The sequence below is a fragment of the Luteibacter yeojuensis genome, assembly GCF_000964085.1.
Classification (GTDB): domain Bacteria; phylum Pseudomonadota; class Gammaproteobacteria; order Xanthomonadales; family Rhodanobacteraceae; genus Luteibacter; species Luteibacter yeojuensis_A.
Genome location: NZ_JZRB01000114.1, coordinates 1 through 1383, shown reverse-complemented (window position 1 = coordinate 1383; position 1383 = coordinate 1). Strand labels below are relative to the sequence as shown.

The window sequence follows — 1383 nt, the reverse complement described above, 5'->3', positions numbered from 1 at the left end:
TTCGTCGAGCAGGCGCTCGGGCGAGCGTGCGCCCTTGATGATGATGCTCTTGGAATAGCGGCGCAGGCGCTGCTCCTCCTCGCGGGTGAGCGAGCGGCCGGTGTACACGATGACCGGCGGGAACGCGAAGGCCTCGCTGCGCGCCATGTGCTCGAGGAGGTCATAGCCGCTGCCGTCGGGCAGCACCAGATCCATCACCAGGCAGTCGAAGGTGGCACTGCCCAACTGGTCGAGGGCCTCGCGGATGCTGCCCACGGCCACGATCTCGAGCTGGTCGCGGGCCAGCAGCAGCGTGAGGTTCGCGCGCAGCTCGGCGTCATCCTCCACGATGAGCAGCCGGCGCATGGTGCGCTGGTGGCGGTCTTCGAGCTGGGCGATGGCGTCGACGAGGTGCTCGCGGGTGGCCGGCTTCAGCAGGTGGCCCACGGCGCCGAGTTCCATGGCGACCTGGGAATGCTCCTGCGCGGAGACCACGTGCACCGGGATATGGCGCGTGGCGGGGTCGCGCTTCAGGCGCTCGAGCACGCTCAGGCCGGAGACATCCGGCAGGCCGATATCGAGCAGCACGCCGCTGGGGTGGTGCAACGCCGCCAGCGCCAGGGCCTCGTCGGCCGTACCGGCCACGATGCAATCGAAGTCGAGCTCGTGGGCCAGGTCGACCAGCGCGTGGGCGAACGCGGCCTCGTCTTCCACCACGAGGATGAGACGGCCCGGGCGCTGGCGTGAGGCGCGGTCGTCGGGGACGGCCGAGGTGGCCGCGGCGGCCTGGATGGCCGGCATGGCGGCAGGCGCGGGCGTACGCGGCACGGGCGACGCCTGTGCCGGCGTGGCAGTAGCCGCCGGCGCGGTCTCGCTGGCGAATGCGCTGCCATCGGTGGGCAGCTCCAGCGTGAAGCTGCTGCCGCGCCCCGCCTCGCTGGCCACCGTGATATCGCCGCCCATGCGGCGCGCGAGGTCGCGCGAGATGGATAGGCCAAGGCCGGTGCCGCCGAACTTGCGGTTGGTGCTGCCATCGGCCTGGCGGAACGCCTCGAAAATCACCTGCTGCTGGGCCGGGTCGATGCCGATGCCCGTGTCGGAAACGGTGAAGCGCACGCGCCCGGCCGCCGCCGCTTCGACACGCAGCGCCACCTCGCCCTGGCTGGTGAACTTCACGGCATTGGCCACGAGGTTCTTCACCACCTGGCGCAACCGCTGTTCATCGCCGACCAGCCGCGCGGGCGCGCCCGGCGCCATCTCGATGCGCAGCGACAAGCCCTTCTCGCTCGTCAGCGGCTCGAACGTCTCGCGCACCCGGGCCAGCACGCCTTCCACCGACATGGGCTCGGCCACGATCTCTACGTGGCCCGCCTCGATGCGCGACAGGTCGAGGATGTCGTTGAT

The 1383-nt window shown here is 70.9% G+C and carries 1 protein-coding gene; it reads right to left on the bottom strand.

Annotated features, from left to right (window positions below; all coding sequences use genetic code 11):
- A partial coding sequence (locus VI08_RS20455; RefSeq protein ID WP_045831493.1) for a hybrid sensor histidine kinase/response regulator occupies positions 1-1383 on the bottom strand: 1383 nt, incomplete at both ends.